Annotated in this window: 1 protein-coding gene; it reads right to left on the bottom strand. The window is 69.7% G+C overall.

Translation table 11 applies throughout. The features are described 5' to 3' along the window. Window positions 1–16: 16 nt before the first annotated feature. Window positions 17–327, bottom strand: a 311-nt coding sequence (locus SB771_RS33830; RefSeq protein ID WP_410721898.1) for a DNA-binding protein, incomplete at its 5' end; no start/stop codon positions are given.

The raw sequence follows: 327 nt of genomic DNA, 5'->3' as shown, positions 1-327 counted from the left end.
ACCGCGCCCGGCGGCCTCAGCCCATCCGGACCGGGGCGGCCGCATTGGCCAGCGGCATCACGGCCAGCCGCAGGCCCATCGCCTTGAGAATCGCCAGCAGGCTGGCCAGCGACGGATTGCCCTTGGGCGACAGCGTGCGGTAGAGCTGGGTCGGGTTCAGCCGCGCCTGCGCCGCCACGGCCTGCATGCCGCCGAACGCCTGGGTCATCTGGCGCAGCACGATCAACAATTCGGCCTGGCTGCCATCGGCGAGAATCTCGTTGAGCGTCGCCAACGCAAGCTGCCGATCGCCGGCGTACACCTGCGCCATCGCTTCGTCATGGAGTC

Source organism: Burkholderia sp. SIMBA_051, from assembly GCF_046534915.1.
Lineage (GTDB): Bacteria > Pseudomonadota > Gammaproteobacteria > Burkholderiales > Burkholderiaceae > Burkholderia > Burkholderia ambifaria.
This window is presented reverse-complemented; position numbering and strand designations above follow the sequence as displayed.